The organism is Thermomonospora curvata DSM 43183 (assembly GCF_000024385.1).
GTDB classification, from domain to species: Bacteria; Actinomycetota; Actinomycetes; order Streptosporangiales; family Streptosporangiaceae; genus Thermomonospora; species Thermomonospora curvata.
The window spans coordinates 2,920,237-2,946,365 of the sequence record NC_013510.1; the positions used below are offsets into that span (position 1 = coordinate 2,920,237).

The 26,129-nt window shown below is 70.3% G+C and carries 23 protein-coding genes; 9 read left to right on the top strand and 14 right to left on the bottom strand.

Annotated features, from left to right (window positions below):
* Nucleotides 1–24 precede the first annotated feature (24 nt).
* A complete protein-coding gene (locus TCUR_RS12440) occupies nucleotides 25–1,005 on the bottom strand; it encodes an aromatic ring-hydroxylating oxygenase subunit alpha (protein WP_012852861.1) in 981 nt (326 codons plus the stop codon).
* Between the two features lie 323 nt (nucleotides 1,006–1,328).
* Between TCUR_RS12440 and TCUR_RS12445 the strand changes: the two genes are divergently transcribed.
* Nucleotides 1,329–2,000, top strand: a complete 672-nt coding sequence (locus tag TCUR_RS12445; RefSeq protein WP_217265416.1) for a GntR family transcriptional regulator — start codon at nucleotides 1,329–1,331, stop codon at nucleotides 1,998–2,000.
* A 314-nt stretch (nucleotides 2,001–2,314) separates the two neighbouring features.
* Here the strand turns inward: TCUR_RS12445 and TCUR_RS12450 are convergent, their stop codons facing one another.
* From TCUR_RS12450 to TCUR_RS26480, 5 genes are all read right to left on the bottom strand, one after another.
* Nucleotides 2,315–3,832 (bottom strand): serine/threonine-protein kinase, encoded by a 1,518-nt coding sequence (locus tag TCUR_RS12450; RefSeq protein ID WP_012852863.1) that lies wholly within the window; start codon nucleotides 3,830–3,832, stop codon nucleotides 2,315–2,317.
* 153 nt (nucleotides 3,833–3,985) lie between these two features.
* Nucleotides 3,986–4,741: a DISARM system phospholipase D-like protein DrmC gene (gene drmC, locus TCUR_RS12455; protein ID WP_012852864.1), complete on the bottom strand. Its 756-nt coding sequence runs from the start codon at nucleotides 4,739–4,741 to the stop codon at nucleotides 3,986–3,988.
* Nucleotides 4,738–6,636, bottom strand: a complete 1,899-nt coding sequence (gene drmB, locus TCUR_RS12460) for a DUF1998 domain-containing protein (protein WP_012852865.1) — start codon at nucleotides 6,634–6,636, stop codon at nucleotides 4,738–4,740. The genes drmC and drmB overlap by 4 nt, the downstream gene beginning before the upstream one ends.
* Before the next feature lie 2 nt (nucleotides 6,637–6,638).
* A complete protein-coding gene (drmA, locus tag TCUR_RS12465) occupies nucleotides 6,639–10,388 on the bottom strand; it encodes a DISARM system helicase DrmA (protein WP_425358338.1) in 3,750 nt (1,249 codons plus the stop codon).
* Nucleotides 10,389–10,696: 308 nt separating this feature from the next.
* Nucleotides 10,697–11,008: a hypothetical protein gene (locus tag TCUR_RS26480; RefSeq protein ID WP_012852867.1), complete on the bottom strand. Its 312-nt coding sequence runs from the start codon at nucleotides 11,006–11,008 to the stop codon at nucleotides 10,697–10,699.
* Between the two features lie 155 nt (nucleotides 11,009–11,163).
* Here TCUR_RS26480 and TCUR_RS12475 point away from each other — a divergent pair, with 155 nt between their 5' ends.
* The 3 genes from TCUR_RS12475 to TCUR_RS12485 all read left to right on the top strand — a co-directional run bounded on the left by TCUR_RS12475 (nucleotide 11,164) and on the right by TCUR_RS12485 (nucleotide 13,262).
* The gene (locus TCUR_RS12475) at nucleotides 11,164–11,913 is read left to right on the top strand and encodes a hypothetical protein (protein WP_012852868.1); all 750 of its coding nucleotides are present in this window, start codon (nucleotides 11,164–11,166) and stop codon (nucleotides 11,911–11,913) included.
* Nucleotides 11,910–12,488 carry a hypothetical protein gene (locus tag TCUR_RS12480; protein WP_012852869.1) on the top strand — a complete coding sequence of 193 codons (579 nt, stop codon included), beginning with the start codon at nucleotides 11,910–11,912 and terminating at the stop codon, nucleotides 12,486–12,488. The genes TCUR_RS12475 and TCUR_RS12480 overlap by 4 nt, the downstream gene beginning before the upstream one ends.
* Nucleotides 12,489–12,674: 186 nt before the next feature.
* Nucleotides 12,675–13,262 (top strand): hypothetical protein, encoded by a 588-nt coding sequence (locus TCUR_RS12485; RefSeq protein WP_012852870.1) that lies wholly within the window; start codon nucleotides 12,675–12,677, stop codon nucleotides 13,260–13,262.
* A 110-nt stretch (nucleotides 13,263–13,372) separates the two neighbouring features.
* Here the strand turns inward: TCUR_RS12485 and TCUR_RS12490 are convergent, their stop codons facing one another.
* Nucleotides 13,373–14,611, bottom strand: coding sequence for a glycosyltransferase (locus TCUR_RS12490; protein WP_012852871.1), 1,239 nt, complete (start codon nucleotides 14,609–14,611; stop codon nucleotides 13,373–13,375).
* A 519-nt stretch (nucleotides 14,612–15,130) separates the two neighbouring features.
* On the opposite strand from TCUR_RS12490, the gene TCUR_RS12495 reads away from it, so the two are divergent.
* The 4 genes from TCUR_RS12495 (at nucleotide 15,131) to TCUR_RS12505 (ending at nucleotide 18,635) form a co-directional block, all read left to right on the top strand.
* Nucleotides 15,131–15,883 (top strand): hypothetical protein, encoded by a 753-nt coding sequence (locus TCUR_RS12495; RefSeq protein WP_012852872.1) that lies wholly within the window; start codon nucleotides 15,131–15,133, stop codon nucleotides 15,881–15,883.
* A gap of 398 nt (nucleotides 15,884–16,281) precedes the next feature.
* The gene (locus TCUR_RS27980) at nucleotides 16,282–17,082 is read left to right on the top strand and encodes a serine/threonine-protein kinase (RefSeq protein WP_012852873.1); all 801 of its coding nucleotides are present in this window, start codon (nucleotides 16,282–16,284) and stop codon (nucleotides 17,080–17,082) included.
* Between the two features lie 211 nt (nucleotides 17,083–17,293).
* Nucleotides 17,294–18,040, top strand: a complete 747-nt coding sequence (locus tag TCUR_RS24960) for a WD40 repeat domain-containing protein (protein WP_012852874.1) — start codon at nucleotides 17,294–17,296, stop codon at nucleotides 18,038–18,040.
* Between the two features lie 103 nt (nucleotides 18,041–18,143).
* On the top strand, nucleotides 18,144–18,635 hold the full coding sequence (locus TCUR_RS12505; protein WP_012852875.1) for a hypothetical protein: 492 nt from the start codon (nucleotides 18,144–18,146) through the stop codon (nucleotides 18,633–18,635).
* 496 nt (nucleotides 18,636–19,131) lie between these two features.
* On the opposite strand, the gene TCUR_RS12510 is transcribed toward TCUR_RS12505, so the two are convergent.
* Together TCUR_RS12510 and TCUR_RS12515 are read right to left on the bottom strand one after the other, a co-directional pair.
* Nucleotides 19,132–20,514, bottom strand: a complete 1,383-nt coding sequence (locus tag TCUR_RS12510; RefSeq protein WP_012852876.1) for a pyridoxal phosphate-dependent decarboxylase family protein — start codon at nucleotides 20,512–20,514, stop codon at nucleotides 19,132–19,134.
* A 404-nt stretch (nucleotides 20,515–20,918) separates the two neighbouring features.
* Nucleotides 20,919–21,200, bottom strand: coding sequence for a hypothetical protein (locus tag TCUR_RS12515; RefSeq protein ID WP_012852877.1), 282 nt, complete (start codon nucleotides 21,198–21,200; stop codon nucleotides 20,919–20,921).
* Between the two features lie 356 nt (nucleotides 21,201–21,556).
* Here TCUR_RS12515 and TCUR_RS12520 point away from each other — a divergent pair, with 356 nt between their 5' ends.
* Nucleotides 21,557–22,483: a hypothetical protein gene (locus TCUR_RS12520; protein ID WP_012852878.1), complete on the top strand. Its 927-nt coding sequence runs from the start codon at nucleotides 21,557–21,559 to the stop codon at nucleotides 22,481–22,483.
* A gap of 66 nt (nucleotides 22,484–22,549) precedes the next feature.
* Here TCUR_RS12520 and TCUR_RS12525 read toward each other — a convergent pair whose 3' ends face one another.
* The 5 genes from TCUR_RS12525 to TCUR_RS25630 all read right to left on the bottom strand — a co-directional run bounded on the left by TCUR_RS12525 (nucleotide 22,550) and on the right by TCUR_RS25630 (nucleotide 26,016).
* Entirely contained in the window at nucleotides 22,550–23,263 is a 714-nt protein-coding gene (locus tag TCUR_RS12525; RefSeq protein ID WP_012852879.1) for a hypothetical protein, read from the bottom strand.
* 1,252 nt (nucleotides 23,264–24,515) lie between these two features.
* Nucleotides 24,516–25,151 (bottom strand): DUF397 domain-containing protein, encoded by a 636-nt coding sequence (locus TCUR_RS28490; RefSeq protein ID WP_083789845.1) that lies wholly within the window; start codon nucleotides 25,149–25,151, stop codon nucleotides 24,516–24,518.
* 28 nt (nucleotides 25,152–25,179) lie between these two features.
* Nucleotides 25,180–25,368 (bottom strand): DUF397 domain-containing protein, encoded by a 189-nt coding sequence (locus TCUR_RS12535; protein ID WP_012852883.1) that lies wholly within the window; start codon nucleotides 25,366–25,368, stop codon nucleotides 25,180–25,182.
* Between the two features lie 141 nt (nucleotides 25,369–25,509).
* Nucleotides 25,510–25,692, bottom strand: a complete 183-nt coding sequence (locus TCUR_RS12540; RefSeq protein ID WP_012852884.1) for a DUF397 domain-containing protein — start codon at nucleotides 25,690–25,692, stop codon at nucleotides 25,510–25,512.
* Between the two features lie 141 nt (nucleotides 25,693–25,833).
* A complete protein-coding gene (locus TCUR_RS25630) occupies nucleotides 25,834–26,016 on the bottom strand; it encodes a DUF397 domain-containing protein (protein WP_012852885.1) in 183 nt (60 codons plus the stop codon).
* Nucleotides 26,017–26,129 lie beyond the last annotated feature (113 nt).

A 26,129-nucleotide genomic window follows, 5' to 3' on the forward strand; every position in this document is an offset into this window, starting at 1 on the left:
GTCCGGGACGGTTGGGAAGGTCGGTCAGACACCACTGCCTTCCAGGCGCTTGAGGCGGGGCGGCAGCCACGGCCGCTCGGGGACGTGTTCACCATAGAACTGCCGGGCCCAGTGCCGGAACTCGGTGATCGGGCCGTCGCCCTTGATCAGCAGCGGTTTCTCCACGTAGATCTTGTTCTCCCAGATCGGGACGTCCTCGCTGATCTGCTTGACGAACTCGTCGATCATCCTCGGGGAGAACCTCTCCATGCCGCGGGGGAAGGTGAACACCCAGCGGACGTGCACGTTCTCCTCGTCCACCGGGCTGACCGAGGAGATGAAGGACATCACGCCCTTGAGCCGCAGCGCGCCCAGGCCCAGCCCGTAGGACTTGCGCACGAACTCCAGGGTGTAGACCTTGCCCTCCTTGTTCTTGAACTGCTGCCGCTCGGTGACGATCTTGACGAAGCCGTCGTAGTCCACCTCACCGCCGGGGATGGTCTCCATGCCGTGCACGTATTTGAAGTGCACGTAGTCGGCGTTGTTCTCGGCCATCTCCTGCACGCAGGTGGCGAAGCGGAATTCGTGGAAGACCGGCTCGCTCCAGCCGGGGTCGTCGAACTCCTTCATCTCCGGCATGGGGATGTAGGGGTCGGCGCCGCCCAGGTGGTGCCAGGCGAAGATCAGGCCGAACCGCTCGACCACCGGGTAGGAGCGGACCCGGGCCTTGGGCGAGGGGTCGGCGTCGGTGTAGGGCACCTCCACGCAGCGGCCGGAGACGCCGTCGAAGCGCCAGGCGTGGAAGGGGCATTCCAGCAGCTCTCCCCTGACCTGCCCGCCGTGGGCCAGGTGGGCGCCCAGGTGCGGGCAGTAGGCGTCCACGACGCGGGGCTCGCCGGAGGCGGTGCGGAAGACCGCCAGCTCGCGCCCGAAGTAGCGGGCGGGTTTGACCTGGCCGGTCTTCAGCTCGTCGCTGCGCGCCACGGCGAACCAGCCGTTGGGGATCGGGAAGGGGAAACGCGCCATGGTCGTCCTCCGGGGACGGACTAAAGAAGGTTCTTCAATTGACGGTAACACCGGGGTCCGCCGCGAGCCAGAGGCGCGAGGAGGGCTCCGCCACGGGACAGGATCGCCCCACTCCGTAGACTTGATTATGTATATAAAATGAGAGCCAATTGCGAGAAGCGCCACCACGAGCTGAGGAGAAGATCCACCGTGGACGGGAAGAACCACGAGGGGGTAGCAGGCGAACCCCTTTAACGATCGGCGTATACTTGAGACTTGACAAAGTAAACAACAAGGGGGGCAGATCGGTGTCGGCACAGGCGGCGACGCTCCCCGGTACACCGTTGCCTCCGCCCGACGAGGCGATGGTCCGGCGGAGCAGCGGCGAACAGGTCGCCCTCTACATCCGCAGGCTGATCTTCGAAGGGCGGCTGCGGCAGGGCGACCGGGTTCCCCAGGACGAGATCGCCCGGGCGCTGGGCGTCAGCCGCATCCCGGTGCGCGAAGCGCTGCTGTCGCTGGAACGCGAGGGCTGGGTGACCATCAAGCCGCACCGCGGCGCGTTCATCGGCGCCCTGGACGAGGCCGCGGTCCGCGACCACTACACGCTGTACGGCCTGGTGTTCGGCTTCGCGGCCCGGCGTGCCACCGAGCGCCGCACGCCGGAGATGGTGGCGCACCTGGACGAGCTGTGCCGGGCGCTGCAGCGCGCAGAAGACCCGGCGGCGGTGGCCCGCCTGAGCCGCGACTTCGGCCGGCTCATCCTGCAGACGGCCGGCTCGCCCCGGCTGCGGGCGGTGCTGCGCGCCATGGTCGGCATCGTGCCCGGCAACTTCTTCGCCCTGGTGCCCGGCGCGATCGAGGCCGAACGCGACGGCAGCCGGGCGATCTGGGAGGCGGTGCGCGACGGCGACCCCGACCGGGCCGCCTGGGCGTGCGCCCAGAAACTGCAGCGCCAGGGCGACCTGGTGGCCGAGCTGTTCGCCACCCGCGGCCTGTTCGCCACCCCGGCCTGACGCCCGGCCCGTCCCGTCGATGGCCGGCGTGATGCGGGCAGCAGCGCAGCCTGTGCAGAATTCGCCGGGTCTTCAGCTGGGCGACGGCCCGCTCGGCCGGGCCGCGGCGGCCGGGGCGTGAGCCCACTTGGCCTCCTTGAGCACTTCGGACTTGCCGCGTCTGCAGCCCTTGCCGGCCGGCACCGGCACCCCGGTCCGTGCCAAGGCCCCGGATCCGGGCGGCCTTCAGATCATGGACGCTGCCGGGCAGCGCTCCCGACGCCCTGCCCCGGCTCCGCGCTTCCGCCCCCCGGCCTCACCTGACCGGCGGCTGATCAGCCGCTCAGCCGGGCGATGAGCGCACGGACGTTCCGGGCGGCCTCATGGTCGTGGCCGTGCAGGCGTTCGAGGTCGGCCGCCAGCTCCTGCAGCGCCTGCACCGCCTCGTCGACCCGGCCCGCCCCGTACAGCAGCAGGCCGATCTGGCGGCGCAGTTCCAGGACCCGTTCATCGTCCTTGCCGTAGATGCGCCGCTGGTCGTCCAGAAGCCGGTCGAGCAGCCGCAGGGCCCGGCCGGTGTCACCGGCGAGGGCGTGGCTGTTGGCCTCCTGGAGGCGCAGGTGCAGCACCGTGTCGGCATCGGGAGAGTCACGGCGGGCCAGATCCTGGGCGAGCGCGCGGAAGGCCGCGGCCGCGGCCGGGTAGTCGCCGGCTTTGAACAGGGCGTCGGCGTGTTCCCTGCGCAGGTCGAGCACTTCGGAGTGGTCGGCGCCCAGAGCGCTTTCGGCACGCTGGGAGATGCGGCTGAGCACACGGAGCGCCTCGTCGTAGCGCGACTCGCGGATGAGCCGCTGCGCCTGCCGCCGGGCCTTGGCCACTTCCCCGAGGCTGAAGGAATTCCCGGCCGAGACGGTGGCGGACGAGGCGGCCGGAGGAAGCAGCACCCGGCCCACGACGCCCGCGTACATGCGGGCGGAGCTACGGCCCGGGGCGACGGCTCCCGGCAGCGCCGGCAGTTCGCCGATGTGCGGCAGCAGCAGGTCGTAGACCTCGGCTGCGGAGGCCGGACGGTCCTGTGGCCGCTTGGCCAGCAGGCGGTGGACGAGCTCCTCCAGGTCGGGTGGCACCTCCGCGCGCAGCCGCCGGAGGGAAGCGGGCTCTTCATAAAGGTGGGCGTGCATGAGGGCGGGCTGGGTGGGGCCGTCGAAGGGGTTGCGGCCGCTCAGCATGCGGTAGAGCACGCAGCCCAGCGAGTACAGGTCGCTGAACGGCCCGGCCTGCCCCTGGAACTGCTCGGGCGCCATGTAGGCCAGCGTGCCCAGCATCTGGTTGGAGCCGGTGATCCGGGAACGCTCATCGGCGTCCAGCGCGACGGCCAGCCCGAAGTCCAGCACCTTGACGCCGCCGTGCCGGTCGATCATCAGGTTGCTGGGCTTGAGGTCGCGGTGGACCAGCATCATGCCGTGCGCATGGTCCAAGACGGCGCAGGCCTGCGCGGCGATCGCGGCGGCCCAGCCGACCGGGAGCGGGTCGTGCTCGGCCAGCAGGTCCTCCAGGCCGATCCCGTCGATGAGCTGCATGACCAGGTAGAGGCGCCCGGCGAACGGCCCGTCGGTGACCTCGTCGGCGTCGTACAGGATGGGCACCCCGGGGTGGTCCATGCGCGCGGTGAGGCGGGATTCGCGGACGAACCGGCGGACCAGTTCGGGGTCGGGCCTGCCGTCGGGGAAACTGATGATCTTCACCGCGACCCGGCGCCGCAGCCGGGTGTCGGTGGCGCCCCATACCTCGCCCATCCCGCCCTTGCCGATGTGGACGGGGTCCAGCCGGTAACGGTCTGCGATGGTCGTCACCGCCGCTCATCCTCCCGTCATGGAAATGCCGGCCGTCCCAATTCGATCGCGGGGTCTCAAGGCCTCCCCAGCCGTTCCCGTACTGCGGACATGATCGGTCCGGTTCCGGCGGGAAGGCGGTGGCGGCCGCGGTGAGGAGTGCTCAGTGCTCGTTCACATCCGCTCCAGGATCCCGGCCGAGCGTAGCGCGTCAAAGTGCTCGGCCGCCCGCTGGGGGGCGGGACCGCCGTGGACGAGCAGCCCGGCCTCGATGTTGTCGTGCACTCCCGAGTGGGTGAGGTTGGCGCTGGAGACCAGCAGTTCCCGGCGGTCGGCCAGCGCGATTTTGGCGTGCATCCTGGCGTTCTCGTCGGCCCGCCGGGCGACCGGCCAGTGCCACAGTTCCACGCCCAGCCCGTGGAAGGCCGCCGCCGGCTCCTCTCCCGACAGCGCGCTGCCGGCCCCTTGGAGGGTCTCCACCACGACCCGGACGGTCACCTTCCGGGCGACGGCGGCGGCCAGCGCCTCCCGCAGCGGCTCATAGGGCTTGGCCGAGTAGGTCATCAGCAATAGTTCGCGGGTGGCGCGGCCGACGAGCCGGATGAGCACCTGGGCGGTCGAGCGCACCGGCACCGCATGGCTGGTGGGTCCGCTCCATACCGCTTCGACCCGCAGCGACGCCTCCCGGTGCGCCAGCGCGGCCGCGGCACCGCGCAGGTAGGCCGCGACGGCCTGGGGAGGCAGGGCGCCATCGCCGCGGGCGGCATCGGCGATGGCGGCCGCCTCGCCGGGGAAATCGGGCACGCAGTCTTCGATCCCCCGCAGGCGTCCCTGGTCGAACCGGGCGGCCAGGGCCCGCAGCCGCACCGGCCCCAGCCGCGCCACGTGGTCGGCGACGGCCGTCTCGAAGCGCTCCCAGGCCATGGTCATGGCAGGTCCGGGTAGAGCGCCAGCTCGGGGTCGTCGATGGGGACGATGAAGCGCCGGTCGAGGAACTTGTTGCCGCGCTCGCAGGTGGTCTCCGACACGAACAGGCAGACGTGGCAGGCCGCGCCGTGCAGGAAATCGGCGGGAGCCTGCGGCAGGCGCTCGGCGCACAGAGGGTCGGAGGAGCAGTGCCGGGCGTCGGCCAGCGCCCGCCGGGTGAGGGCGGTGAGCCGGTCGGGTTCGGCCAGGGAGACCAGCCCGCCCAGGGTTCCTTCGGAGTCGGGCACGGCGGTGTAGATGAGGATGCCGGCGCGGTGCGGGTCGTCCTCGGTGCCGGAGTAGATCCGTTCCGACAGGCTGGCGGAGCTGTAGCCACATTCCAGGGAGATGGTGCGGATCAGCAGGTGCGAGAAGGTGTGCAGGGCGATGAAGCGGGCGCCGGGCCAGTGCGCCATCTCGTCGAACTCCGACGGCTTGTTGATGCGGTCGGAGTAACGGTTGCGCCGGTAGCGCACATACGCCTCACGGTGCAGGCGCAGCGCGTGGGAGTCGGCGACCCGTTTCTCCCACTCCTGCAGCAGTTCCTCGGGGAGGCGGAAGAAGATGCCTTCTCCGCGCACCTCGCTGGCCAGCACCCACTCGGGACGGGAGCGGGCCAGCGGGACCAGCCGCACCAGTTCGGGGTCTTCGGGGTCGGGGGCGTCCAGCCGGGTGAAGCCGATCAGCGCCCGTACCTCGCGCAGCCGTTCGGCCTGCACCACATCGGCGTAGATGCCGGTCAGGGCCTCGGGCACGCCGTCGATGTCGCGCCGGAGCGTGAAGTCGTCGTCGGGGTCGGGCAGTCTGCCCGCGGAGAAGACCTCCCATTCGGGGGTGCGCAGATCGGGATATCCGCCGCCTTCCTGCTGCCCGGAGGCGCTTCCCTCCTTCTTGGCGCGGACCTTGGCGACCGTCTCGGCGATCTCTTCATCGCTCCACTGCTTGACCTCCTGGAATTGTTCGAACCCCACCGAACGCGCCCAGGGGTACTGATTGGGCGCCAGGCCTTCAAAGAAGGTCCAGTGCTTTTCGATCTTGTTCTCCAGCGCGCCGGCATCGGGGGTGGGGACGGCCAGCGCCGAATAAGTCTTGGCGAACCACTGGTTGGAGGCGCCGACGACCAGCAGTTTGGGGGTGCGGTCGCAGCCTTGGGGGTCGAAGGTGGCCAGGTGCGGGTGACGGCCCCGGCAGCGCGGCAGGTTCTCCTCGCCGCGGCTGCCCTGGGCGTCGCGGATGTTGCGGGTCTCCCCGCAGTTGATGCACTCGATCTCGACGTTGGCGCCGAGGTTGCCGCCGCGGTCGTCCATGCGCAGCCGCGGGTGGTCGGCCTTGAGGCACTTTCCCCCGCGGTGAACGAAGTGGATGTAGGGGAACTCGTCCAGGTGCCCGTTGGTGCAGGCCAGGACGAAACGCGCGGCCACCGCCAGCGGTTTCTTCTTTTTGCACCTGGCGTGGAAGAACCTGGCCTCGTGCGGTTTGCGGGGGTTGGAGTTTTCGAAGCCGAAGACGCCCGAGTTCAGCGCTCCGAGTTCGTTGCAGGCCGTGCAGCGGAACCAGCTCGGGAACGGCGCCACCGGCACGCCGACTCTGGAGGCGGGACCGTTGGGGTCTTTGTCCAGCCCTTCCAGCCAGGGGGCGGATCGAAGGTGCTGCACGCTCTTGCCCAGGGTGCGCTGCACGGCGGCCAGCAGCCGGGGCTCGTCGATCACCGCCGCGTGCTCGTCCCTCCACTCGTCCAGGCCCTTGACCAGGACGGAGAAGTTCGGCAGGTCGATCAGGGAGCCCACCCCGCCGGTGAACATCAGGTGGCTGGGGCGGACGCTGCCGACGCGGCGGCGGAACGGCGCGGTCTCGGTCATGGTCAGGCCCCCTCTCCGAAGATGCCGGACCGGTCGGCGCCGTCGGCGGCCGCCGTGTCGCCGTCTTCGTCGGCGGGCGGTCCGAACGTCCAGTCGGGCTGGTGGTAGAGCGGCCGGAACAGGGCGTCGCCGCCGGGGAAGAGCAGGTTGATCTCGTTTTCGGTCTCCCGCATGGACACGCCGACGGTCATGGTGTCCCACTTTCCGTTACCGGCGGGCCGCAGCAGGCCCGAGACGATCTGCTTGTTCCAGGTGCCGTCCTGGTAGCCGAGCCGAGCCGTGCCGACGCTCTTGCGCTGTTCCCACTCGTCCAGCACCGTCTTGATCCGCTCCTCCAGGTAGTCACGGCCGCGGGTGTGGGCGACGGTCTCGGCGCGCTCCAGCAGCCGGTCGATGATCCGGCCGACGAGCGGGCCGGACAGGTCGACGTCGCAGGCGTTGTGGTTGCAGGAGTACTCCTCGGCGGCGTGGCGGATGGCGGCGGCCAGCAGCCCGGTGGTCCCCCGGTCCAGGGCCCGGCGGGTGTAGGGGGTGACCGACAGCGCCTCGACCTGCCGGTAGAAGGTGGCGTGGTAGTGCTCGAAGTCCTCATAGTGGGCCAGGTCGCGCGGCCGGGCCCAGTTGTAGAGGGTGAGCACCAGGCCCGGCCGCGCCGCGTCCCGGCCGACCCGGGAGGTGGCCTGGATGTACTCGGCGGTGTTCTTGGGCTGGCCGGTCATCACCATCAGCCCGAACCGGGAGACGTCCACGCCGACCTGGAGCATCGAGGTGGCCAGCACCACGTCCACCGGGTCGAGCTGGGCGTTGTGCCGCTCACCGAACCGCCGGGCGAGGGGGTGCGGCGGTGGGACGTTCTCCCCGGAGCGGGCCTTGCGCTTGGCGGCAGGATGCCGGGCCAGCTCGGCGGGGGCGTCGAAACGGCGCCGGGAGGTGTCCAGTTCGGGGTCGAAGGGACGTTCCAGCCGCTTGAGCACGTCGCTGATGTCGCCGGAGGAGATCCGGGAGGTCAGTTCCTGGATGGTGAGCAGGCCGCTGCTGGTGACGATCCGGTTCGGCAGGCCCCGGAACCTGCCGTTGCGGCGGATCCGGGTGGTGACGTCGTCATCGAGGTAGCGGCGCATCCCCGCCAGCTCCCGGGTGGCGTTGAAGTAGCCGACCACGGTCATGTACGGGTCGGCGGGCTCCCCGTAGGCGTCGAAGAGGGCTTGCCCGGCCAGCAGCAGGATCTCCGCCAGCCGGATCTGGGCGGATTTGAAGCGCACCCCGTGCGCGCAGATGCCCAGGTAACGGCGGCCGGGGGTGGCGGGGGTGACCGGCTCGCGGCGGGAGAAGAAGGTGTCGCCGGCGTCGATGACTTGCGGTGGGAAGACCGCCAGCTCACGGCCGAAGACGCCGCGGACCTGCTGGCGTGCCCGCTTGGTGGTGGCCGTGGAGGCGACGATCTTCGGGCCGGTGGTCCGGCCCTGATACGGCCAGCAGGTCAGCTCGGCCACCGCTCCTTCGAACAGGCCCACCGTGGTGCCGAGCGCTCCGGAGATCAGGTGCAGCTCGTCCTGGATGATCAGGTCCGGCGGGCGGAGCCGGACGACGGGCTGGGCGGCCACGGCGGGCCAGGGACCGTTCGCCCGGTGCTTGCTCGCGCAGCCGGTCTCGGCGTCCAGGTCGTCGTGCCGGAAGCCGTGCCGGGGGCAGCGGGTGCGGGTGCGGCCGAACAGGATGCCGGCATACCCCTTCCAGGGGAGCTGGGCGAGCTTGTCGACGGTGGCGATGACCAGGCTGGGCGCGTACCGGTAGATCTCCTCGTCCACCGTGAGGATGGGCAGGCCCTCGTCGGGGCCGGAGATCCGGCGGGAGAACGGGCAGGCGTCGGCGCCCTCGCCGCGCGGGCAGTACAGCAGGATGCGCCGCCGCTCCTCGTCGATGTACAGGTCGCGTTCGGCCCTCAGCTGTTCGCCGCACCAGGGGCAGGTCAGGGTCTGCAGCACGTTGGCGCGGTGGCCGCGGCCGGAGGCGCGGGCCTCGATGACCTGGTCCTTGGCTTCCTTGAACCAGTTGGGCGACACTCCGGCGCCCACCCACAGCCCGATCCGGAACCGCTCGGCGCCCCAGGTCTGCGGGTCGCGCCGCCGCAGCACCTCGGCGGCGCAGATCAGCGCGGCGGCCCGCTGGAACTGCTGAGCGGTCAGCAACCGCAGGGTGTAACGCATGAGCACCGCCACCCCGGCCCGCCCGTCACGGGCGTCCTCACCGGTGCCGACGACGCCCTGCAGCCGCCGGATGGCCAGGGTGTAGGCGATCAGGCCGAGGTAGGCCTCGGTCTTGCCGCCGCCGGTCGGGAAGAACAGCAGGTCGACCAGGGCGCTGTGGTCGGCGGCCCGTTCGGGGTGGCCCGGGTCGGTCAGCGAGGGCAGGTTGAGCAGGACGAAGGCGAGCTGGAAGGGGCGCCAGCTGGCGGCGGCCGCCCCCTTGGCCTGGATCTGCGCCCTGGCCTCGGCCAGGCTCAGACCGCTCTCCCGCAGCGGCACCAGCGCGGTGTTGCGGCGCTGCAGCGCCATCGCCTCGTTGGCGAAGCGGAACGCCTGCAAGGCTTCGGCGTGGCGAGGGTGGGCGGTGTCGCACAGCAGCCGAACGCCGGCGGCGATGCGGTCGGCGGCCCGCCGGGCATCCTCCACTGCCTTGGCCGCGACGGGACGCAGCCCTTCTGGCAGGCCGCCGATCTCGGCCTCCCGTTCCTCCAGCCAGGCCCGGTAGCCGTCGACCAGCGGCTGCAGCCCGGCCTCAAGCTGCTGGGGGGTGGCCGTGGCCAGGGCGTCCATGGACAGCTCGACGTGTTCCAGGGGGGTGCCGGGGCCGGTCGGCGCGACGGTGGCGGGCACGTCGTAGGCCGGCAGCCAGGTGGTGGTCAGCCGGTGCGCCCGGCGTTCGCCCTCGGCGACCTCGGCGTGAACGGCCACGTTGCGGCCCGCGGCGTAGCGGCGCTCGTTGCGGTACAGCAGCCGCAGGTGCGCCTCTTCGGGGTCGCCGCCGGAGGTCGGCAGGTCATCGGCCGGGTCGTCGACGGGCAGGAAGATCGCCTCGGTCCCGTCCAGGGCGGTCACGGTCAGCTCCGGCTGGAACAGCCAGGCGACGTCTTTGTAGCTGACCGGCTCCTGCTGCTGGTTGACCAAGGCCACCTCCACGACCCGGCGGCCGTCGCGGGGGCGGACGGACACCGACAGCAGCACGCCCGGTGCCTCCTCGTGCTCGGCGGTCAGCGGAATCTTGTAGGAGTCTTCGGCGTCCAGCCGCACCTGCCGCTCGTGCTCAACCGGTTCACGGGCCCACACCCGCACCGTGCGGCCGTCGCCGGCCTCGCGCTCGTGCCGGTGGTAGCGCCCCCAGGACGCCTTCACCGCGACTGCATCGACGTTCCCGGGAACACAGAAGGACAGCCCCATCGACGACGCCCAGATCCGTCCCAGCGCCTGTGGGCTGAGGACGTCGGGCAGCTCCCCTTCAGAGGCGTCCCCGCCCGTCCCGGGATCGGTGTCGGGCAGCTCGTCGGCGTTGTCGACCGCGGAGGTGGCCGAGGGCTTGGGCCCGAGCATGCCGACCAGGTAGCGTTCCCGCGGCCCGAGGATGTGGGGAGGGAGCTCCTCGGTCGGCCCGTCCCAGGGTCCGAGCAGGTCCCGCCGGATCAGCTTCTCCAGCTCCCGGCGCACCTCGAAGGAGGTCGCCTCGGCGAACTCCTGCGGTGCGTCCAGCGGGTTCACCGGCGGCTCCTGCCCGGCGGGAGGTCCGGTCTCGGCAGGCAGGACCACACCGTGCCCCAAGGACATCTGTGTCCCGCGGGGATCTGCGAACAGGCCGTCGGTGTTTTCGGACACGATGCCTCTCCACTCGGCTCCACCGTATTCGTGTACCGGATACACAAGCACATGGCTACGACACTTCGCTACACAATCCGGGCAGTCGGCCGAAGTCATGGCCGGTGCCGCAGACGAGCCCGGCGGCTGCCCGAAGCCGCTGACGCCCGCCATCTGCCCGGCCAGAGCCGCCGAGCGGCCCGGCAGACATGACCTTAAACGGCCAGGAGCGCTAAAAGCCGGTCGTTTGAGTGTGCCCGCGGCCCAGAGATACCGCTTTGTGCTGAGTTTTCGCCGCAGCAATGGCCGCCGGGGGCCGGGCGGCGCACCGCAAGGACCGCCAGCTCATGATCGCTATCCTCGGTCGGGTCCATGCCTTCTCCGAAGACGAGGAAATGAGACGGTACCCCGACCGCATCGAATTCGGCCCCGCCCGAATACAGCGTCTTGCAGCGTTCTTTGTCCTGTGCCTGGTCGTCGTGGGCGGCGTGTCGCTGAAACTGTCCGTCCACCACGAAAATCTTCATTTCGCGCTGGCCCTCATGTTCCCCCCGCTCCTGGGCTTCACCATCGCGCTGGGGGGAGACTGGATGCGGCCGCCGACCGCGCTCACCGCCACCGATATCCGGTTCTGTCCCCGGGATGCGCTCTTCCAGATCATCCCCAGCGGCTCCCTTGGTCGGTGGTCTCTTACATTGAGGCCGGGCGGCGGGGCCGCCAGGCGTTCGTCGTGCTCTGCCTGCGGGACGGAAAGCGGGTTCGGCTGCGGCATCCGTCCGGGAGGGTCGGCGACCGCTGGTTCGAGGAGGCCCTCGCCGTCATGCGGCAGCGCCACATGGAGGCCTGCAACGGCGTGCTGCCGGCGGTGACCGGCGCGCCGATCGCGGAGCGACGGGTGCGGCTGTGGGTGAAGGCGGCGGCGGTCCTGCTGCCGGTCGCCGCTTTGGCGATGCACTTTTGGTGGCTTGACCGGCAGTCCGACCGTCACGACACGCCACCGGAGGTCGCCTCATGCGACTACCTGCCGAGGGACCTGGCCGCCCAGGCGGTCCCCGGAGGCCGCGAGGTCGGCTTCGGCATCGAGAGCCTGGCCTGCCGGTGGGGCACCGAGCGGCCGTGGGAGCAAGGCACCTGGCTGGACATGTTCATCGGCACCTGGTCCGTCCACGAGGCCGAACGCTCCCATGAGGCCAGGAAGAAAGGCCATCCCCCGGGCAGTGTGCTGCACCCCCTGCCCGGGGCGAAGAAGAACGCCTACACCGTGGCCTGGCAGGACAGCTGGGGGTTCACCGCCCAGGGCGGGGCTCACGTCAAGGGCTACCTGGTGACGGTCGACCTGCACACCCGGCATGCGCCCTCGGCCGCCGTGGCCGAGCAGCAGGTCGCCGGCATCCTGCAGGCGATCGTGCGGAAATTGGAGAAGCGGGTATGAAAGCGACTCCCCGTGAACGCGTCTGGCTGACGCAGACCCTCCTGCTGACCGCGTGCCTGTGTCTGCTGTCTCTGCTGGCGCTCCCGGACCTGAGCTCACCCGAAGAAGAGGAGGAGTCGCCGCCCAGGCGCACGCCGCTGGTGGACCTGTGCGCCTGGTTCCCCTACCCCAAGGTCACCCGGCTGGTTCCCGATCCCCGGCCTCCCCGGCTGGAGCACTATTTCCCCGGTGTGCTCCAGTGCCGCTGGCTGAGCCGGAACGGCCGTGCCCGCTTGGAGATCAGCGCCGTCCGCCCCAACAGAGGGGACACTCTCGAAGAAGAGAGTCGTATCGCCCGGGACGCCTATAGCAGCCCGGGAGTGACCGGGAAGGTCTCCCCCGCCGGAATCGGCGAGGAGAGCATGATGGTCGTCGACACCGAGTCCGATACCCCGGCAGTGGGCATCAGCGCCCGCAACGGCCTGGTGAGCATCACGGTCCTCTACAAAGCCCCGCGCGAACCCGAACAGCTCATCGCCGGAGCCAAGGAGGCCGCCGTCGAACTCCTGCGCATCCTCCCCCATAAGGGGTACTAGGCGCCCCTGATCGCGTGGACGGGGGCGCCGTCCAGAGCCGAGCAACCCCCTGCAGCCATGGCCCGAAGGGCCATTCCCGTAGCCCGGCGGAAACCGGGACCGGTGTCCCTGGCCGGTGGGACGCGGGCGAGATGAAGATCGTCACCGAGAAACCGGGGGACGATCATTTGATCACGGGGAGTCGACATGTTCGGCACGGGAACCCGTCTCGTCGTCGCGGGGGCGGTCGCCGCCACGAGCCTGGTGGGGGTCGCCGCGCCCGCCGAGGCCAAGGCCAAACGGTGCGTGCTCGGAACCTGGGTGCTGACGTCGTTCACGGCGGTGTCCAAGGGACCGGGGTACAAGCACACGATGGACGGCCTGGAGGGGACGGTACTTCGGATCAAAAAGAATTCGATCATGTACAACTTCACCGGCTCCAAGCGCGGTGACATCAGCGGAAAGGCGAACGGGCACCCCTACCAGATCTGGCATCTGCTGTCCGGCAAGCTCACCGTCAAGGCGAAGGTGACCGGGTCCACCAAGGGCAAGGTGAACGTGAAGCCCAGGACCGCCACCGGCGGGGCCACCCGCACGGAGATCTACATCGCCTCGGGCCAGAAGATCCGCACCGGCCCCTTCAACATGGTCAAGGAGCACAAGACGGGCACCTGGGAGGCGACCACTCCGTTCTACTCGTCCTACACCTGCAAGGGCAAGCGGCTCCGGATGGACTCCAAGACCGGCGCCAACGGAAGCTCCACCAAGGTCACCAGGATCTTCAAGCGCCTTTGACGGCGCGCTGAAGCCGTAGGCGAACCGCCGCAGGCCGGAAACGTCCCCCGGGCCTGCGGCGGTTCTTCATCGGCCCGGCGCGGCCCTTTGCGCCGGGCCCGCCGCCTTCCTCAGCCGAGCTGTTCGACCACCAGGTCGGCGGCCGTGGCGGCGCCATCAGTGCGGACCCGTCCGGCCAGCGCCGCCGCCCGTTCGGCGGTTTCCGGGGCCAGTGCCGTCTCCAGCGCGGACGCCAGGGAGCGGGCGGTCGGCACCGGGCCGTCATGGGCCGCGCCGATGCCCAGCTCGGCGACGCGGCCCGCCCAGTACGGCTGGTCGGCTCCTTGCGGGACGAGCACCTGGGGCCTGCCGGCGCGGGCGGCCGTGGCCGTGGTGCCCGCGCCGCCGTGGTGGACGACCGCGGCCACCCGGCCGAACAGCGCCTGATGGTTGACCTCGCCGACGACGAAGCAGTCGTCCCGGTCGTCGACCGCCGACAGACCGGCCCAGCCGCGCAGCAGCACCATGCGGCGGCCGTGCGCGCGGACCGCCTCGACGACCGCCCGCGGCAGGTCCGCCGCCGCCTTCATCGGCATGCTGCCGAACCCCACGTACACCGGCGGCTCCCCCGCGTCGAGGAACGCCCGCAGGTCATCGGGAAGCGGGCGGTCGTCCGGGACGAACCAGGCGCCGGTCTGCACCACGTCCACCTCCGCCGACCCCTGCCAGGGGTCCAGCACCGGGTCGCTGGCCAGCCAGTTGCGCCCGCCGAACAGGAAGGAGGTCACATCCTCTGCCGGCGGCAGGCCCAGCGCCGCCCGGGTGGCGTTGATCGCCTCGCCGAACAGCTCGTTCAGGTACCGGTCGTGCAGCTTCCACAGGGTCGGGACGTCGGTGATCCCCGGCGGGTAGGACTGCCCCGGGTAGGCCAGCGGCGCCCGGTGCGGCGAGGGCAACGTGAGCTGCTGGAAGGTCACATGCACCCAGGGAACGCCCAGCTTCTCGGCCACCGAGCGGGCCCCGCCCAGCGCCGCCGGCACGCCGGTCGCCACCAGCGCGTCGCACCCTTCGGCCGCTTCGGGGAGCACCCGGCGCTGGCTCGCGGCGATCTCGGCCGAGACCCGGGCCACCACCTCTCCCGCCGGCGGCCTGGCCGATTCGGTCGGCGGCAGCGCTTTGGACGCCGATGCGCGCGCCGACGGCCCGTACGGCACCAGCGGCACCCCGACCGCCGCCAGCCGCCGCGCGATGTCCTCATCCGGCGGCGCGCACAGCCGCACCTGAACGCCGCGCTCCCGCAGCCGCACGGCGAGCGCCGCCATCGGCTCCACGTCCCCGCGCCCGCCCCACGTCGACAACACCACCCGCATTTTCACGCCCCCGTTTTCATCGGTTCCGGCCACGGCGAGCAATTCTGCAACAGAAACCGGCGCTTGCCGCAAGTCCCCCCGTCTGCTATATATTGAAAATGGCGGGAGTCGTTGAGATTTTTGACGGGACGAACAGCACCCCTCCACCATCGCCCTGAGGCCGAAGCGGCCGCTCCTCCCGGTGGACTCGCCAGGACCGCAGGCTCTCGCTCGGCTGTATGCACCCTCGATGGTCAGCCCCGACTCCCGGTTCCCTCTGCGGCACCACAGCGAGACCGCGCCTGCAAACAAAAGACAAATTCCCGACGCTCCGAAATACCTCCGGTTCATAAGACCTGAATGATGTTTGACAGGCCCAGGAAGCAGCTTCTCGTTTCAGCGATCCCCAAAAGGACGAGCGTTGCCCAGGCCTGTCATCGAGCCGCCACCCGCTTCAAGGCTCGGCCGTGCCATATGTGACCAGCCGCCTCAAGCGAGCCACGGGAGCCCCGCAAGCCGACGCCGGCCGGCACAACCGGCATGCTGAACCGGAAAGAACGCATTCAAGGAGCCCACACGAGCCTGAGCCCTGGAAAAACGTCCCTGCCGGCAGCGGGCTTCGGACTCGTCCTCCTGCTGCTCACCGCATGCGGCGGCGGACGGCCCGCCGACCCGGTGCAACCGGGAGCGGTCGCCATCGGCGACCTGGACATCCACCGCCGCAGCGACATGGAGTTCTTCAGCAGGCTCCGCCGGCCCGGCGCCCTGTACATCCGGCCGCCCGCCGACCTGGCCGCCGGAGTGAAGGCTTCCACGGCCGTCGTCATCGCCGAGGTCACCGGCGTCCGGCCGACCCGAACCCCGGGCGACGGCGACCCCCAGCCGCTGATCGGCGTCGTACTGCGCCCCGTCGAGGTCCTCAAAGGAAGGCTGCGGCCGGAGCCGAAGGAAGCGGTGGCGGAATTCCTCGGCGGCTCCACAGCGGATTCAGCCGACCCCATAGCCGAATTGCGCCGCACCCTCCCGCGGGGTAAAGCCATCTGGTTCCTGCGTTGGAACGGGAAATCCCCACGCGCGGCCAAAACGGGAGCTACCCCTCTCCCGGAGGTCGACAAGCAGTACTACAGCCTCGTGCACATGGAGGGCGGGGTCTTCGTCCAGGGGCCGTCCGGAATCCTCGCCCCGACCGCCCAGCGGAACCACAGCAACCCCACCGGACCGTCCCTGCGAAACAGCAGGGAGAAGTTCCAGAAGCCGAGTGAACTCGCCCACCGGATCCGCACTGCCACCTGACCGTTCAAAGTGCACGCCGGATCCTTTTGCCACGTCCTCCCCATAGGCAGAGACGGGCTCGTCGCGGTCAGGAACGTCGTCCCTCAGGAACCCAAGACCGCATGTAGAAAAAGGTTCACTGAGGTTTTCTCAACGATTGAGTGCCCTGGAGGGCGGCGGCCGCGCAGGGGCCGGAGCAAAGTCCCTGGTGAGGGCACAGGCGGGACGTCGCCGAGCGGGCCGCGGGACTGCCGGCTCACGGCCGGGTGCGGAAGAGGCCCACCGGGACTGGCCGACCGCGCGCACTCCTGGCAGGAGGCGTCGCGATATGAGGCGGGCTTGTATTCGTTGAGAAAACCTCACTGCCAGAATTCCTCCGGAGCCGCGCCGAAGAAGGCCGCACAGGACGGGGAGGTCGAGTGGTCGGGCCCGGGACGCTGCTGGGGGGAAGGTACCGGCTGGAGAAAGGGCTGGGCCGGGGCGGCATGGGCGAAGTGTGGTCGGCCTTCGACCAAGGGCTGGACCGGCAGGTGGCGGTCAAGATCCTGCTGGCGGAGCTGACCGGCGACCCGGCGCTGATCGCCCGGCTGCGGCGGGAGGCCAAGGCGGCGGCCGCGCTGCAGCACCCCGGCATCACCGTCGTGCACGACCTCGGCGAGCACGACGGGCACCCGTATTTCGTGATGGAGCTGCTGGAGGGCACCACCTTCAGCGCGTTGCTGACCGCCCACCCCGAAGGGCTGCCGGTCGCCCGGGCGACGCATTTGATGGCGCAGGTGGCCGACGCCTTGGACCATGCGCACCGCAAAGGGGTGGTGCACCGCGACATCAAACCCGCCAACCTCATGGAACTGGCCGAAGGCGGGGTGAAGATCTGCGACTTCGGCATCTCCCGTTACGCCGACGCCACGACCCAGCTCACGGCCACCGGTGGCTTCCTGGGCACCCCCGCCTACATGGCCCCCGAACAATACGAGGGCAAGGAGGCCGACCCGCACCGACCTGTACGCCTTCGGCTGCACCCTGCACGCCCTGCTGACCGGCGGCCCTCCCTTCTCCGGCTCGTCCATGGCCGACCTGATGCGCCGGCATCTGACCGAGCCCCCGCCGCGCCTGAGCGCGCTGCGCCCGGACGTGCCGGGCGAACTGGACGAGCTGGTGTCACGGCTGCTAGCCAAGGACCCCGGCGACCGTCCCGTCACCGCCGCCCAGGTCCGTGACATCCTGCGCGCTCTGCCCTCCCGCTCGCCGGTGCCCGCTCCGTCAGCCGTGGCCATCGGCCGGGACCGCGACGCCCCGGGCGGCCCGCCCATCGCTCTTCCTCCGCCCGCACCCGCTCCGATCAGTGGTCCAAGCCGCGGCCCTCTGCCCTCCGCCGCTTCTCCGCAGGCGCTTTCGCCGGCCGCTCCCGCCGCCGGCAGGAACGGACCCATGCGGCACGTGCTGGTCTTTCTCCTCGTCCTCGCCGCGACGGTCACCGTCGGGTTCTTCGTCCTCAACGCCGTGCGGCCCAAAGAGGCACGCCCGCCGTCGGCCCGGCGGCAGGCGAGCTGGGAGACGCTGCACGTGCTGACCGGTCACACCGAGCGGGTCGAAGCGGTGGCCTTCAGCCCCGACGGCCGGACGGTGGCCGGCTGCGACAGCGAGAGGCTGCTCATGTGGGACCTGGCCACCCGGCGTCCCACCGGCCCCCTGGCCGGACGCGGCGACACCTGCTGGTCGCTTGCGTTCAGCCCGGACGGCCGGACCCTGGCCACCGGCGGCGGCGATGAGAAGGCGTTCGTGCGCGAAGTGGCCACTGGAGACCTCGTGGCCACGTTGACCGGCCACGACAAGTGGATCGAGACGGTGGCCTTCAGCCCTGATGGCCGGACGGTGGCGACCGGCGGCCATGACGGGACGGCACGGCTGTGGGATATGACCACCGAACGCTCCACCGTGGCCGGAGCCGGCCAGTTGGACGTGGTGGAGTCGGTGGCCTTCAGCCCGGACGGCCGAACCCTGGCCATCGGTGCCCGGGACGCCAACGTGCACCTTGTGGAGGCCGCCTCCGGCCGCCCGGTCACCACACTGACCGGCCACGACGGCTGGGTCATGTCGGTGGCGTTCAGGCCGGGCGGCCGGTCCTTGGCCACCGGCAGCCATGACGGGACGGTGCGGCTATGGACGCTCAAGTGAACCGGGCCGCGACAAGCCCGTCCGCCGGGCGTGAAGCGGGGAACGCCTTAGCCTTGATCGGGCCGGGGTTCGTTCTGGAACCCTCCACCCGAAGGGAGCGGCCGTGGTGGGGCTCGTTCTGTATTTCGGTTTCCTGATCGGGTCGGGCCTCACCCTGATCTTGATCATCTGCGGTGTCGCTGCGGCCATCCGGTATGGACGGCACTCCCGGGCCGAGCTGCTGAGAGCGGGCGCGATTCTTGCTCTCGGGGTGGCCGTCGGCGTGTACACCTGGGGAATGGGGCACGTGCTGCTGGCGGTCATGAACGCCGAGGACGGCGGTACGGGTTCCTCGCCGCTGCTGCCGTGCCGAGGGGAGGCCGCTCCAGAAATGGTGTCGCAGGTCGTCGACTACCGGGTCGGCTGGGTGCCGCTGCGGTTCCAATGCCTGCCGGCCGATGGCGGAAGCTACACCACCTCGGCGGTGCCCTGGTATGTCAACCCGGTGGCGTGGACGTTCGGTGTGGCGGGAGTCGCGGGCCTGGTCGCCCCGGCCGTGTCGGCGCGGCGGTCGTCCCGCCCGGCGGGTAAGGCCGGCACCCGCTCCACAGACTGAGAGCTCCCGCCCATCGTCCTGCCGACAGCGAGGCCGCGGAGTACAGGACAGCCTCGAACCTCCTCTCTTTTGCCGCTCCCGGCGACGAGCAGCCGGGACGATCTGCTCGCGCCAGCCGGAGCCACCGAAGTGAACCTTTTCCAACAGGCCGTTCCCGCAGGTCGAGACGGGGATGTCACGGCCAGGGACAGTGCTGTGATCCGCAACGTCATGGCCCCGGAACCGTCAAGGCCCCGTTCCAGCCTTCCAAGGCCACGTGCTGGAAGCTAACCCTGGAGGCGAAGAGCCGGAGTTCTCCCCAGAGGGGACGGAACAGCGCCAAGGTGGACGTCCATGGCGCATAAATCGTCTGGTGGAAACGCCGGATGCGTCCCCACCTGGCCAGTCCGGCTCTTCGAGAACCTCGACGATAAGTCCGGTGACCGCAAGAGACCAAAGATCCCCACGAGACGAGCAAGCGGCAGCGTGGCGGAGACCCACGGTTGAGAAAGACGCATCACAACGCGGCGTTCAGCGCACTGACGATGCGGTCGAGGTGGTCGGGGGTCGTTCGCCAGTTGCTGAAGGCGGCCCGCAGCGCCGGGGTGCCGTTGAGAACGGTGGGTGTGACGAACAGGTCCCCGCCGGAGGCGACCGTCTTGACGATGTGGTCGATGCGGCCGGGAGCGGGGTCGTCGGCGACGGTGAAGCAGACCACGTTGAGGCGGACGGGGGCCAGCAGCCGCCACCGCGGGTCGGCTGAGAGGCGGTCGCCGAGGGCGCGGGCGGTGGCCATGTTGCGTTCGACGATCTCGCGGTGGCCGTCGCGGCCGTAGGCGGTCAGGGAGAACCAGGCGGCCAGGGCGCGCAGCCGCCGGGAGTTCTCGGGGGTCAGGTGGATCAGGTCTGGGGTCTCGGTGGGCCGGCCGAGGTAGGCGGCGCTGTTGCGGAAGACGCGGATCTGCAGGTCGCGGCGGCGGGTGAACTGCACCGCCGAGTCGTAGGGGACGTTGCCCCACTTGTGCAGGTCCACGCAGACCGAGTCGGCCTCGTCCAGGCCTTCGACCAGGTGCGCGTGCGACGGGGAGAGGGCGGCGAAGGCGCCGAACGCGGCGTCCACGTGGAGCCAGAGGGGGTGGCGTTCGCGCAGGGCGGCGATGGCGCGCAGGTCGTCGAAGTCGCCGGTGTTCACCGTTCCGGCGTTGGCCACGACGATGGCGGGGCGTCCCTGCAGCGCGGCCAGTGCCTCCTCCAGTGCGTCGGGGTCCACGGCCTCACGGCCGGGCAGGGTCGGGACGGTCTGCAGGGCGTTGCGGCCGAGGCCGAGCATGGACAGGGCTTTGCAGACGCTGGAGTGCGGCGTCCCCGACAGCACGGTCACCGGCCCGAGCGCTCCGGCCCCGGCCTCGGAGACCTCGACGCCCGCCTGCTCGCCGAGCCATTCGCGGGCGATGGCGAGCCCGACCAGGTTCGATGCGGTCGCCCCGCTGACGAAGGCCCCGCTGTGCGCCTCGCCCAGCCCGAACAGCTCGCGCAACCAGCCGATGACCTCCCGTTCCAGGTCGGGTGCGGCCGAGTCCAGCCCGCTGACCGGGTTCTGGTCCAGCACGGCGGTCAGCCAGTCCCCCACCAGGGCCGCCGGGGTCGCTCCCCCGGTGACGAACCCCAGGTAGCGGGGGCCGGCGCTGCCGGAGAACCCCGGTTCCCAGTGCTGCCGGAACTCCTCCAACGCCCCGGCGAGCCCTTTGCCCTCCGCGGGCAGCTCTCGCCTCGCCCGCGGCGCGGGCGGGACCGCCACCGGCCTTTCCTCCAGGCCGGACAGCAGGTCGGCGGCGTACCCGCTGGTCTGCGCCAGCAACTGCGGAAGCCGAGCCAGATCGTCGCTGAGCCTGTCGTGCATGTATCGGACGGTAGAGCCGGACGACCGCGCCTGTCGCGGGCCAACCGGCGAAATTGGCCGGGAAAGAGGAATGCCGGCCGGAGCGCGCCGTCACCGCACGGTGGACGGCCCCTCGGGGTACCCGGTGGGGACCGGACCGGTATACCGCCGCCAGGCCCGCCGGCCCACCCCGAACAGGCGAAAGCGGCCGAGCAAGAAGCACGGCGCGCGGGCGAAGAGCACGCAACCGCCGCACGGTGGACGGGTCGTCCGGGTGTTCTGCAATGAACGGCCGGGCCGGTGGGGCGTTCGGCGGTTCCACCGGCCCGGCCTGGGCGCTCGGCTCATGGGCTCCCGTCCCGGTGCGGAGCGAGGTCGTCGTTCGCCTCGTTCACCCACTGGTCGCGCACCGGGGCTGCGCCTTCTCAGCCTCCGTAGCGTTCGGTGCCGACCTTCTCGGGCGGCATGTAGTAGTGCGGTTCCTCCGGGTAGTTGCCCCCTGCGGGGGACGTCCCCATGAACTGCACGAACACGCGGCTGCCGTCCTCGCACTCGATGCGGAGGCCGACCGGCTTGTCCTTCAGGCCCGCCTCCTCGAAGGTCAGCACCTCGCGGATGCGCGCCTTCTGGGGAACCCCGTCCTGGTCGCCCTTGGCGTACTCGGTGAGCAGGTGCTTGAGCAGTCCCTCGATGTATCGAGGCTTCATGCTGGCTGGCTGAACCTCTCTTGAACCCGAATGCCGATATCAGTGAGCACCGGTCAGTATCGCCCACCGGCGGGACGGGCGCCGTGCTCTCGCACCGGCCGGGCCGTATCGCTCCGGGCAGGGGCCGTTTGAGCCGGGCCGGCCGAGCCCGTGAGGCGGAAACGTCCAGGTAAAAAGGCAAGTTCGCCCTCATGTGGCCATATTCGTCCGGATGCTGTTCCGCAGGCCCGGTGAATCGTACTCTGCGAGGTGATCCAGCTCTCAGTGGCCGCGGCGCTCCCCGCGAAGCCGGCGGCACCGGAGGGACTCATGCCGTCGGAACACCCGTCACCGATCCGAGGGGAGACGTGCCGCCGATGGTCTCGCTGATCTTCATGTCGACCGGGCTGTGGGCCACGGCGGCGGTGTTCCAGGGCTTCCAGCTGAGCGGCTCGGGCCTCCAGCAGGTGACGGCACTGCTGATCATCAGCGTAGTGGTGGTCCCGGCGGTCTGGTTGGCGTCGCAGTTGGTCCTCCCGGTCCTCGACATCGTCATGGAGGTGGCCCTCGAGTACGAGCCTCCCTACCGGCCTGGGGACAAAGCCGCGAAGCGGGGTCTCGCCGGCATCTGGAAGGAGATTCCCCTCGGCGCCATCGCCTGGATGGGGTTCCTCGCCGTCTCGGCCTTCATCGTCCTGGGTGCGGTGTCCCTGGTGGTGGGATCGACGGCGGTGTACCTGGCGGTACGACTGTGCGGGGCGTTCGACCTGCCGGTGCAGCTTGCCGGCCTATGGTCGGCCCTCGGCACCTACTGGCTGGCGTCCGTCCTCGGCTCGGCGTTCGAGGGCGTGCTGAAGATCCTCCTGGGAGGGGCGGCGGCGCTCCTGGGCATGCTCAAGGCGGCCGAAGTGGCCCTGGTGGTGGGCGGGCTGTTGCTCGCCGAGCGGCTCTTTGCAGGCGTGCGGCTAGAGTCCGGTCCCCACGTGCCCCAGTGGATGGCGCTGACCGTGGTGGCCGTGTTGTTCTCCGCGTTGGCCTTCCAGATCGATCTCCCCGGCCTCAGGACGCTCTCCCTGGTCGTCTGCGGCGCGCTGGGGTTGTGGCTGCTGTCGTGGCTGAGCACCTGGATGGAGTTCACCCTGCACATCAGCGGCTTTTGGACCTTCGTGGGAACCGCCTGCCTGCTGATGCTGCTGACCGGCCCGATCCGGCTGATCAAGCGCTCGACACGACAGCCGGAGCCGCGGCTGCCGATGGACGACGACCCGTTCTGGCACCTCTCGTTCACGCACTTCTACCCCTGACAGCGGACACGGCCCGCGTGAAACCCCGGCGCGGCGTCCGGAGCGCCGGCGGGGCCGCGCCGCAGGTCATCGCCGGACGACGGGAGGGCGGTTCTTGAAGATCGACCAGGCCAGCTCATACAGGTCCGCCGGGACCACGAGGTCGTAGTGGGCATAGACCTGGTCGCGCTTTTTGACCCGGTGCCCGGAGCGCCGCCCTTCCACCGCACCGGCATGCAGCCCGGTCAGATCGATATAGCCGTCCCGCAGCGCAGACGGGCAATACAACCGGTCTGCAACCTCCAGGTCCGCGACCACCCGCATAAGGGGCACAGATTCCGCTCCCCCGGCGGTGTAAGGGGAGAGCCACTCCCGCAGCGCCACCGCATCGGCGGCCCCCAGCAGGTGCCGGATCCGCATCCGGTACCGGTCGTCTTCCCGCACGGCGGTGCGGAAAGGGTGCAGGCCGACCACCGCGTGCCAGCCGTCCGCGCCCAGCAGCCGGTACTCCCGCAGATGCAGCAGCCAGTAGGCGAACCCTGCCGGCCCGGCGCGGAAGTACTCCCGCCTCGAATACCGCGACCACGCCGCCTCGAAACGGTCCCTCCAGCGCTCGGCCACCTCCGATGCGGCCAGGCACGCGAAACGGCAGGAACCGCCGAGCTCCGCCTGCACCAGGTCGGCGTCCGCCCCGCCGCCATCGAGGAAGTAGAACGGCAGGTTGCCGTCCTGCCCGTGCAGGCCCAGCACCTTCCGCCCGCAAAAGCAGCACTCACCGCTCCACCTCAGCAGGCACGTCACAAGGGACCTCCCTTCGCCCCGCCGCCGGTGAAGACGCCGCTTTGGGCCACTGGCTTTCCGGCCGCGAAAGGACGCGCAAGGGCCCGAGCCGCTGATGGCCGCCTTCCCGATAGGGATCGGTGTACGGAACGGCCGCCGAACCTACATACACATACCCGAAATAGGTCCCGCGGTGAAGGCCGTTTCCGAAGACGGGGAAGCCTTTGAGGCCCAGCCCCTGGGCTGACCGGACAGCAGGGCGAGCCTACCGCGTGGCCCCGGTGGCACGGGGTCCACCGCGTTGGGCGGAGCCGCCGTCACCGACTGGCCGGATCCCTGCGGCCTGCCGTCCGTCGCCGAGCTGAAGGCGGTCCTGCCCGGTTCCCACACGCGCCACAGCGTGCCGAGCCCGGTGGCCGACACACCGATGCCCATCGCCGTCGGCTGCGGCATCTACACGGGGGGAGCGGTCTCCGATCGTGACGGTGTCGGTCAACCGGGTGGCCCGTTCGGTCCCCGAAGCCTGCGAACTCTTCTCCGCCGCCCTCCCCTGCCACCGCGGAATCCCTAACCGCGGATTCCCCGTCCCAGGCATCGCGGACGAGGCGATCCGGTACGGCGGCTGCCTCTTCCGACACCGGCGCCCCCGACGCCGAGTGTTTTCTGCTGCGATGCGGACGGGTGATCGCGGCGGTGGGGGTTCTCAGCGGTCCCGGTCGCCGATCGACTGGCACGGGCCGTGGCCGCCCGGCTGCGGCGAAGCGGGCAGAAGGGATGACGGTCCATGGCCTACCGCAGGGTCCACGACCCGGTCGACCGCAGCCGCCTGAACCGAGGGAGTCCGCCCGGTGGCGGGCGTTCCTCCGCCGCCCGGTGGTCTGGATCGGTTCCCTGGCCCTGACGCTCACGCTGACCGTGCTGAATGCCATCGGCGGCACGGCCGGCGACAGCATCGGCAAGTGGATCGGCAAGCTCCCGGGCGAAAACGAACAGCCGCTGCGAGTTGGCATCTACGTCGAGGGGTGCGTCCCCGAGGCGTACGCCCTCCCTGGGGCGCTCCTCAGCGGCCTGGACCGAGCCGCTCTGCGCAAAAGGCCTATGACGACCAAGGTCTACGGGGAGCCGGCGGCCGGTATGGGGGCACCCCCGTGCGAGCTCTGCAGGCGTCGATGGTGCTGACCGGGCAGCATCCCGGCAAGGTCCCCGTGATGGGCATCCGGCCCCGGATCAAGGTCCTGCACCGGCAACCTCAGCGGCACATACATCCCCGTCGTCAAGCAGGGCTGGCAGAAAACCATCGCTTGGAGGCCGACATGGGCCGGCCCAACCCCTGCTTCGTCCAGGCAGGCTCACGCAAGCAGGCGTTTTCCGAGGGCGACATCGATCTCGAACCGAACGAGCGGCAAACGCTCTTGCCAGCCTTCCGTGCCCGCCGCAGACACTGCACGTGGAGCCTGGCCATCACGTACCTCGACGATTCCGGCCGGCGCACGGTGAGGGTGAACGGCCCGGGCGACCGCCCGTTCGCCCTCTCCGGGAAGGCCCGGTGCCACCGCATCAAATACGCGGCGCAAACCGGCTTCCCAGCCCGGCGATCCCCAGCGGGTGAGGGGAAGCTCAGACACCGGGGAGTCAGTTCCGGGCGGGCCGACGGGGTGGTGAGGTGGGCAAGCGGCATGGTCAGGTGGCCGTGGTCCCGGTTCTTGGAATCACGGGTTCCAGCGTCCTCGGCGAAGCGAGTGGCCTCAACGGAGTCACCGCCGTTGGAGGGGGTGTAGGAGGGCTTGCGCCGCTGAGGGGGTAGGGGTGGTCTTCTTCTGGGGCTGCCGGGCGGTAGGGGAAGGCGGGAGGTAGAGGGAGGTCGGGTCTGGGAGGAGGGGGAGGGTGTCGGCCGTCCTCGGGCGGTCATGAGGGCGGCCTGGCGGATGGTCGAGAGGTCAGACGGCCGGAGAGAGTTGCTTGAGTCGGGACAGCAAGGTGGCGAACTCGGGGAACGGGATGGTCAGGTGGCCGTGCTCCCGGTTCTTGGAGTCACGGATGCCGATGCCCTCGGCGAGACGAGCGAGCTCGACGCAGTCGCCGCCGTCACCACCGCTGTAGCTGCTCTTACGCCACTGGACATCCATAGCTGCTCCTTGCGGGTCGAGAGCGGATAGCCGGGGATCAGAGACGGCCCCCGGCCAGCGCCTTATCGGACGAGTCGGAATCCAGGCCGCCGGGCGTTGGGCCGGTAGGCCCTCGTAGAGGCCCCGGCGGATGGTTGAAGGTCAGGACGGCTGACGCTTGAGCTGAGCCAAAAGGGCGGCGAACTGGGCAAGCGGCATGGTCAGGTGACCGCACCCCCGGTTCTTGGAATCACGGATCCCAACGCCCTCGGCGAGACGGGCGAGCTCAACGCAGTTGCCGCCGTTGGAGGCGGTGTAGCTGCTCTTACGCCACTGGACGCCCATGGCTGCTCCTTGCGGGTCGAGAGCGGATAGCCGGGGATCAAGGGCGGCCCCCGGCCAGCGCCTTATCGGACGAGTCGGAATCCAGGCCGCCGGGTGCTTGTATCGGACGCCCTGGTAGAGGTCCAGCCGAATGACCGGAGGTCAGGACGGCTGACACTTGAGCTGAGCCAAGAGAGCAGCGAACTGGGCAAGCGGCATGGTCAGGTGACCGCACCCCCGGTTCTTGGAATCACGAATCCCAACGCCCTCGGCGAGACGGGCGACCTCAACACAATTGCCACCGTTGTCGCCGCTGTAGCTGCTCTTACGCCACTGGACGCCCATGGCTGCTCCTTGCGGGTCGAGAGCGGATAGCCGGGGATCAAGGGCGACCCCCGGCCAGCGCCTTATCAGACGAGTCGGAGTCCAGGCCGCCGGGTGCTTTCTCGGACGCCCTG

Excerpts from the sequence above, each read along its gene's own strand:
- TCUR_RS12440 (WP_012852861.1), bottom strand. The coding sequence starts at position 1,005 with ATGGCGCGTTTCCCCTTCCCGATCCCCAACGGCTGGTTCGCCGTGGCG.
- drmC (WP_012852864.1), bottom strand. The coding sequence starts at position 4,741 with ATGACCATGGCCTGGGAGCGCTTCGAGACGGCCGTCGCCGACCACGTG.
- drmB (WP_012852865.1), bottom strand. The coding sequence starts at position 6,636 with ATGACCGAGACCGCGCCGTTCCGCCGCCGCGTCGGCAGCGTCCGCCCC.
- TCUR_RS26480 (WP_012852867.1), bottom strand. The coding sequence starts at position 11,008 with ATGAAGATTTTCGTGGTGGACGGACAGTTTCAGCGACACGCCGCCCAC.
- TCUR_RS12480 (WP_012852869.1), top strand. The coding sequence starts at position 11,910 with ATGAAAGCGACTCCCCGTGAACGCGTCTGGCTGACGCAGACCCTCCTG.
- TCUR_RS12485 (WP_012852870.1), top strand. The coding sequence starts at position 12,675 with ATGTTCGGCACGGGAACCCGTCTCGTCGTCGCGGGGGCGGTCGCCGCC.
- TCUR_RS12490 (WP_012852871.1), bottom strand. The coding sequence starts at position 14,611 with ATGCGGGTGGTGTTGTCGACGTGGGGCGGGCGCGGGGACGTGGAGCCG.
- TCUR_RS12495 (WP_012852872.1), top strand. The coding sequence starts at position 15,131 with ATGCTGAACCGGAAAGAACGCATTCAAGGAGCCCACACGAGCCTGAGC.
- TCUR_RS24960 (WP_012852874.1), top strand. The coding sequence starts at position 17,294 with ATGCGGCACGTGCTGGTCTTTCTCCTCGTCCTCGCCGCGACGGTCACC.
- TCUR_RS12510 (WP_012852876.1), bottom strand. The coding sequence starts at position 20,514 with ATGCACGACAGGCTCAGCGACGATCTGGCTCGGCTTCCGCAGTTGCTG.
- TCUR_RS12515 (WP_012852877.1), bottom strand. The coding sequence starts at position 21,200 with ATGAAGCCTCGATACATCGAGGGACTGCTCAAGCACCTGCTCACCGAG.
- TCUR_RS12520 (WP_012852878.1), top strand. The coding sequence starts at position 21,557 with ATGGTCTCGCTGATCTTCATGTCGACCGGGCTGTGGGCCACGGCGGCG.
- TCUR_RS28490 (WP_083789845.1), bottom strand. The coding sequence starts at position 25,151 with ATGACCGCCCGAGGACGGCCGACACCCTCCCCCTCCTCCCAGACCCGA.
- TCUR_RS12535 (WP_012852883.1), bottom strand. The coding sequence starts at position 25,368 with ATGGATGTCCAGTGGCGTAAGAGCAGCTACAGCGGTGGTGACGGCGGC.
- TCUR_RS12540 (WP_012852884.1), bottom strand. The coding sequence starts at position 25,692 with ATGGGCGTCCAGTGGCGTAAGAGCAGCTACACCGCCTCCAACGGCGGC.
- TCUR_RS25630 (WP_012852885.1), bottom strand. The coding sequence starts at position 26,016 with ATGGGCGTCCAGTGGCGTAAGAGCAGCTACAGCGGCGACAACGGTGGC.